Raw genomic sequence first — 6,355 nt, 5'->3', positions numbered from 1 at the left:
CGGCTCCGCCGACAAGCCGGCCGGCTCGGTGCAGATGCTGCTGCTCGTGATCGGCGGCGCGCTGGCGCTCGCCGGCATCCTCGCCAGCATCATCTACCGCTTCGCCGGCGGACGCCTCCGCGTCCAGGCCGCCGACCGCCGCGGACGTTGGGACGATTGGACGCCGCAGGACCATGACGCAAGCCGCGCGCCCTGGCTCGGTGCGGAGCCGGCCGTCACGCCGCGCGCACAGCAGGGCCCCGTCGACTTCGATGAAGTTCGGCCGCCGCAGACCGCGCAAATCGCCGCCTTCACCAGGGAGATCGGCAGGATCGCGGCGCAATCCGCGTCCATTCGCAACAAGGCCGCCGAGCTCGACAAGGCCGACATCTTCAACGGAAAGTTCGAGATCGAGGCATCGGCGCCCCGGCTCGCGGTCAAAGATACGGCCGACGAAGAGCCCGTCGATCGCCATGAAGATGCTCAGGTAGATGCGCAGGCTGGGGAAGCCGTCGACGTCGACGTGATCACCGCGATGCTGGAACGGCTGGCGAAGCAAGGGCCGCGGCTGCCGCAGCCTAGCCCTGAAGCTGAGCTTGCAGAGCTCGTACGAAACCAACGAGGCCAATCCGCCGCTCGCGCTTGAGGCGCTCGGCCTTCAGGATCGACTGCACCTCGGCAAACGCCTCGTCGACGTCGTGGTTGATCACGATGTAGTCGTACTCGGCCCAGTGACTCATCTCGTGGCTGGCCCGGCTCATGCGCTTGCGGATCACCTCGTCGGAATCCTGCGCGCGCGAATGCAGGCGCTTTTCGAGATCCGCCGCCGAGGGCGGCAGGATGAAGACGCTGACGACGTCGGCGCGGGCTTTTTCGCGCAGCTGCTGCGTGCCTTGCCAGTCGATGTCGAACAGCACGTCCTGCCCGGACGATAGCGCGGCTTCGACGGGGCTGCGCGGCGTACCGTAGCTGTTGTCGAACACGGTGGCCCATTCCAGCAGCTCATCGCCCTTCACCATCGCCTCGAAGCGGGGCTTGTCGACGAACAGATAGTCCTTGCCGTTGACCTCGCCCGGCCGCATCGGCCGCGTGGTCGCGGATACCGACATTTTCAGGCCGGACATGCGGTCGATCAAAAGACGCGACAGCGTCGTCTTGCCCGCGCCCGAGGGCGAGGACAGCACGAACATCAATCCGCGCCGCTCGACACCGTCAGTTCCGTGACCGCCGCTCGTCATCGATCACTCCAGATTCTGGACCTGCTCGCGGAACTGCTCGACCACGTTCTTCATGGCGAGGCCCGTATTGGTCAGCTCGATGTCGTTCGACTTCGAGCAGCAGGTGTTGACCTCGCGGTGAAACTCCTGCGCCAGGAAGTCGAGCTTGCGGCCGATCGGGCCACCCTTGCCGATCAGCTCGCGCGCCTGCGCGATGTGGGACGCGATGCGGTCGAGCTCCTCGCGGATGTCCGCCCGGGTGGCGATCAGGATCGCCTCCTGCATCAGGCGGTCGGAATCGAAACGGTCGGAGGTGTCGAGCAGGCTCGCGATCTGTTCGGCAAGCCTGGCCTTGATCGCCTCCGGCTTGCGGCCGGGCGCGGCTTCCGCCCTCTTCGCCAATTGCTCGACCTCGTCGACCCGCTGGGTCAGGATCTGCCCGAGCGACGAGCCCTCGCGCTTGCGCATCTCGACGAGATCGGCGAGCGCCTTGTCGAAAGCCTCGGCGGCGGCGATCCGCGCGGCCTTGTCCTCCTCCTCCTCGCCCTCGGGCTCGGCAACCTCGACGACGCCCTTGATGGCGAGCAGGCCGTCGATGCTCGGCGCCACCGCGTCGACCTTGCCGGCGATCATGGCGGCGGCCTTCAGCACGGCGTTGAGCACGTCCTCGTTGACGCGGACAGAGGCTGCGGCATTGGCGCGCTTGACGGTGAGATTGGCGTAGACGGTGCCGCGCGACAGCAGCTCGCCGGCGCGTTTCTTGGCATGGGCCTCGAGCTCGTCGAACCCCTGCGGCAGCCGCACCCTGAGGTCAAAGCCCTTGGCGTTGACCGACTTCAATTCCCATTCGAAGGTGTACGGCCCGCTAGCGCCGTGGCATCTCGCAAAGCCGGTCATGGACGACAGCGCCATCAGGTCAAATTCTCCAGAAACACGGGATTCGCGAGGCATCAAGCCACGCGAAACTTAAGACTATTTTGCAGGAAAGTGGAATCCGCAAAGTCCCGCAAGCAGGTCTGCAACGCGCCTAGCGCTGGACCACCGGCGGCGAGGGCTGCACCGCGCCCTGCCGCGCCGGTGCTGGAGCGGCGGGGCGTGCCGCCGGCGGCTTTTTCTGCTGGTTGGGCCGGGCCGGCGTGGTCGCCGTCGGTGTATCGGCAGCTCCGGGTGCGACGGCGGCGGGCGGCGGCGCATCCTCGGCCGGCTCCACCGTGTCGTTCTGGATCTGCTTTTCCATGGCGCGGAGCTTGGCGACGTTCTTCTGATGGGCGTCGTAAGTCTCGGTGAAGGCGTGCCCGCCGGTGCCGTCGGCGACGAAGAAGAGGTCGCGGGTGCGGGCCGGATTGGCGGCGGCCTCCAGCGAGGCGCGGCCGGGGTTGGCGATCGGACCCGGCGGCAGGCCCTCGATCACATAGGTGTTGTAGGGCGAGGGCTGCGTGATCTCGCTGCGCTTGATCGGGCGGCCCAGCGTGCCCTTGCCGCCGACGAGGCCATAGATGATGGTCGGATCCGACTGCAGCTTGATCCGCTGCTTCAGCCGGTTGGTGAACACCGCGGCGACACGGCTGCGCTCGTCGGGCTTTCCGGTTTCTTTCTCGACGATGGAGGCGAGCGTCACCAGCTGCTCCGGCGTCTTGACCGGAATGTCCTGATTGCGGCGCTCCCAGATCTCGGCGAGCACGCGTTTGTGCGCCTGCTGCATGCGCTGGACCACCTGATCACGCGGGGTGCCGCGCGGGAATTTGTAGGTCTCGGGCAGCAGCGTGCCCTCGCGCGGCAGCTCGCGCACGCTGCCGGTGAAGATGTCGTTGTCGGACAGGCGCGCCACGATCTGCTCGGAGGTCAGACCCTCCGGAATCGTGACGGCATGCTGCACCACCTTGCCCTCGACGATGGTGGCGATGACGTCGCGCAGCGATGCGTTCTTCTGGAACGAATATTCGCCCGGCTTGAGGTCCGAGCTCGCCTTCAACGCGGCAACGCTGGCGATGAACACCCACGGGTTGATGTCGGTCACGCCTTCCCGGTTCAGCGTCTCGGCGATGTCGCGCTTGCCCGCACGCTGGGGGATGTTGACGATCTTGTCATCCTTGAGCGGCCCGGGCGCCTCGAGCACTTGCCGGCCGTAATAATAGATGCCGCCGGCGCCGAGCATGGCGATCAGCAGGAGGGTGATGATGGCGTTGCCGACGACCACGAAAGGATTGCGCGCACGGTCCGATCGCTTCGGCGGCGGCGGGACCTGCTCGGGCTCGAGCGCTGCCCGCGGACTCCGGGGCGAAATGGGCGGCCTTTCACTCATCGAAACAACCTGAATCCTGCCGGTTCAATCGCGGCCCGACAATCGCTTGCCCTGCCAAATGCACGCGCCCACTTCCATGACTATCGCCGAATACGGCAAAACGGTGGATTCGTCTCAAACTTAAACTAACTGGCGAGGCGCCGGACGATCACCGACGCATTGGTACCGCCAAAACCAAACGAGTTCGACAGGGCGACGTTGACCTCACGCTTCTTCGCCGTATGCGGCACGAGATCGATCGCAGTCTCCACCGACGGATTGTCGAGGTTGATCGTCGGCGGCACGACATTATCGCGAATCGCGAGAATGGCGAAGATCGCCTCGATCGCACCGGCCGCGCCGAGGAGATGACCCGTCGACGATTTGGTCGAGGACATCGCAACCTTGGAGGCGGCATTGCCAAGCAGACGCTCGACGGCGCCGAGCTCGATCTCGTCGCCGAGCGGCGTCGAGGTGCCGTGCGCGTTGATGTAGTCGAGATCGGAGGCGGTCAGGCCGGCGCGCTTGAGCGCGGCAGACATGCTGCGGAAGCCGCCATCGCCGTCGGGCGAAGGCGACGTAATGTGATAGGCATCACCCGAAAGACCGTAGCCGATCACCTCGGCATAGATCCTGGCGCCGCGGCGCCGGGCGTGCTCGAGCTCCTCGAGCACCAGGACTCCGGCGCCCTCGCCCATCACGAAACCGTCACGGTCCTTGTCGTAGGGACGCGAGGCCTTTTCGGGTGCCTCGTTGAAACCGGTCGACAGCGCGCGCGCGGCGTTGAAGCCGGCAATGCCGATGCGGCTGATCGGCGATTCCGCGCCGCCAGCGACCATCACATCGGCATCGCCCAGCGCGATCAGCCGGGCGGCATCGCCGACGGCGTGTGCGCCGGTCGAGCAGGCCGTGACCACCGAATGGTTCGGTCCCTTCAGTCCGTGCGCGATCGAGACGTAGCCGGAAGCCAGATTGATCAGGCGGCCCGGAATGAAGAACGGCGACACCCGGCGCGGTCCGCGCTCCTTGAGCAGGATCGCGGTCTCGGCAATGCCGTTGAGGCCGCCGATGCCCGACCCGATCATGGTGCCGGTTGCGCATTTGTCCTCTTCGGTCTCGGGATGCCAGTTGGCGTCGTCGAGCGCCTGGCCGGCTGCGGCCATGCCGAAGATGATGAAGTCGTCGACCTTGCGCTGGTCCTTCGGCTCCATCCACTTGTCGGGATTGAAGGTGTCGTTGGTGCCGTCGCCGCGCACGACCGTGCAGGCGTATTTGGTCTGAAGATCGGAGACATCGAAGCTCTCGATCCTGCGCGCACCGCTCTCGCCGTTGAGGATGCGCTTCCAGGTCGGTTCGACGCCGCAGCCGAGTGGCGACACCATGCCGAGACCAGTGACGACAACCCGCCTCATATCCGAAAACTCCGCATCGAAAGATTCACGGCCAATAACAAGAAACCGGCTGACCGCTGGGAAGCGGCCCGTCCGGTTTCAATGTTGTCCCCGCGAAAATGAAGAGCCTTAGCTCTTCGCGTTCTTCTCGAGAAACTTCGTGGCGTCGCCGACGGTGAGAATCGTTTCCGCAGCGTCGTCCGGAATCTCGCAACCGAATTCTTCTTCGAACGCCATCACCAGCTCGACGGTGTCCAGACTGTCGGCGCCGAGGTCGTCGATGAAGCTCGCGGCGTCGACAACCTTCTCGGGTTCAACACCAAGGTGTTCGACCACGATCTTCTTAACCCGTTCGCCAATGTCACTCATTGCATAACCTCGTGTTGTTCCCTGTAGACCCGACCCCCCGGGACGATACGAGCCGTCGTGGTCGTGTTACTTGCCTTCGCTTACGAACTTTGATTTGGCCCCATCCTAACCGATACAGGGCCCGGCGAACGACGGCCAAGGCTCCGCATCGCCAATATACAGGGTTTCAAAAACCTGCAATGGCGTTCTTTGCCCATCCGTTGAGCGTCCGGTTATCATACTTCAATTGCCTTGACTACAAGCCTCATTTCCCTCCGGAAACGGCCGTTTGCCGCATCCCCACAGCCCATGTGGGCAGTGCGGAACGAACGCTTCAGATCATGGCCATGCCGCCGTTGACGTGAATGGTCTGGCCGGTGACGTAGGCTGCTTCGTTCGAACTGAGGTAGACGGCCGCCGCCGCGATATCCTCGGGCGTTCCCAGGCGGGCGGCCGGAACCTTGGTCAGAATCGTTTCGCGCTGCTTGTCGTTGAGCGCATCGGTCATCGGCGTCTTGATGAAGCCCGGCGCGATGCAGTTGGCGGTGACGCCGCGCTTGGCGTATTCGGCCCCCAGCGTCTTGATCATGCCGATCAGGCCCGCCTTCGACGCCGTGTAATTGCCCTGCCCGGGATTGCCGGTGACGCCGACCACCGAGGTGATGGCGACGATGCGGCCGAAGCGCTTGCGCATCATCAGCTTGGTGGCGGCGCGCGCCAGGCGGAAGGTCGAGGTCAGATTGATGTTGATGACCTCCTCCCAATCCTCGTCCCGGAGCTGCACGAAGAGATTGTCGCGGGTGATGCCGGCATTGGCGATGAGGATGTCGACCTGGCCCATTGCCGCTTCCGCAGCGGGCACCAGCGCCTCGACCTCGTCGGCCTTGGAAAGATTACAGGGCAACACAAAGGTGCGCTCGCCGAGCTTGCCGGCAAGCTCATCCAGCACCTCCTTGCGCGTTCCTGATATCGCAACGGTCGCACCCTGCGCGTGCAGCGCCTGCGCGATCGCGCCGCCGATGCCGCCGGTCGCGCCGGTGACGAGCGCCTTTTTACCAGTCAGATCGAACATCGAAAAACTCCTCCAAAGCACGATCCGGAAAAGTGCGCAGCGGTTTCCGAAAGATCGTGCGTAAACT

The 6,355-nt window shown here is 64.8% G+C and carries 6 protein-coding genes and 1 pseudogene; 1 reads left to right on the top strand and 6 read right to left on the bottom strand.

Translation table 11 applies throughout. The features are described from left to right. A pseudogene (locus tag XI03_RS23820) lies at positions 1-625 on the top strand (hypothetical protein); the annotation flags it as partial. Here XI03_RS23820 and gmk read toward each other — a convergent pair. From gmk to fabG, 6 genes are all read right to left on the bottom strand, one after another. Further along, positions 558-1,217 carry a guanylate kinase gene (gene gmk, locus XI03_RS23815; protein WP_028145020.1) on the bottom strand — a complete coding sequence of 220 codons (660 nt, stop codon included), beginning with the start codon at positions 1,215-1,217 and terminating at the stop codon, positions 558-560. The pseudogene XI03_RS23820 and the gene gmk sit on opposite strands and share 68 nt — an antisense overlap. A gap of 3 nt (positions 1,218-1,220) precedes the next feature. Continuing rightward, positions 1,221-2,108, bottom strand: a complete 888-nt coding sequence (locus XI03_RS23810) for a YicC/YloC family endoribonuclease (RefSeq protein ID WP_038946510.1) — start codon at positions 2,106-2,108, stop codon at positions 1,221-1,223. Positions 2,109-2,223: 115 nt separating this feature from the next. Next, positions 2,224-3,498 carry an endolytic transglycosylase MltG gene (mltG, locus tag XI03_RS23805; protein ID WP_028145022.1) on the bottom strand — a complete coding sequence of 425 codons (1,275 nt, stop codon included), beginning with the start codon at positions 3,496-3,498 and terminating at the stop codon, positions 2,224-2,226. A 125-nt stretch (positions 3,499-3,623) separates the two neighbouring features. Then, a complete protein-coding gene (gene fabF / locus XI03_RS23800; protein ID WP_095424743.1) occupies positions 3,624-4,889 on the bottom strand; it encodes a beta-ketoacyl-ACP synthase II in 1,266 nt (421 codons plus the stop codon). A gap of 108 nt (positions 4,890-4,997) precedes the next feature. Next, complete coding sequence (locus XI03_RS23795; protein ID WP_008130699.1) at positions 4,998-5,237, bottom strand: acyl carrier protein; 240 nt, start codon at positions 5,235-5,237, stop codon at positions 4,998-5,000. A gap of 313 nt (positions 5,238-5,550) precedes the next feature. After that, positions 5,551-6,288, bottom strand: coding sequence for a 3-oxoacyl-[acyl-carrier-protein] reductase (gene fabG, locus XI03_RS23790; RefSeq protein WP_028145024.1), 738 nt, complete (start codon positions 6,286-6,288; stop codon positions 5,551-5,553). Positions 6,289-6,355 lie beyond the last annotated feature (67 nt).

The sequence above is a fragment of the Bradyrhizobium sp. CCBAU 65884 genome, assembly GCF_028128835.1.
Lineage (GTDB): Bacteria > Pseudomonadota > Alphaproteobacteria > Rhizobiales > Xanthobacteraceae > Bradyrhizobium > Bradyrhizobium ottawaense.
Note: the sequence above shows the minus strand (reverse complement) of the source record. Positions and strands in the feature narration are given on the sequence as shown.

What these genes read in the sequence shown, in the direction of transcription:
- fabG (WP_028145024.1), bottom strand. Translation starts at nt 6,288, where the DNA reads ATGTTCGATCTGACTGGTAAAAAGGCGCTCGTCACCGGCGCGACCGGC.
- XI03_RS23795 (WP_008130699.1), bottom strand. Translation starts at nt 5,237, where the DNA reads ATGAGTGACATTGGCGAACGGGTTAAGAAGATCGTGGTCGAACACCTT.
- fabF (WP_095424743.1), bottom strand. Translation starts at nt 4,889, where the DNA reads ATGAGGCGGGTTGTCGTCACTGGTCTCGGCATGGTGTCGCCACTCGGC.
- gmk (WP_028145020.1), bottom strand. Translation starts at nt 1,217, where the DNA reads ATGACGAGCGGCGGTCACGGAACTGACGGTGTCGAGCGGCGCGGATTG.
- XI03_RS23810 (WP_038946510.1), bottom strand. Translation starts at nt 2,108, where the DNA reads ATGGCGCTGTCGTCCATGACCGGCTTTGCGAGATGCCACGGCGCTAGC.
- mltG (WP_028145022.1), bottom strand. Translation starts at nt 3,498, where the DNA reads ATGAGTGAAAGGCCGCCCATTTCGCCCCGGAGTCCGCGGGCAGCGCTC.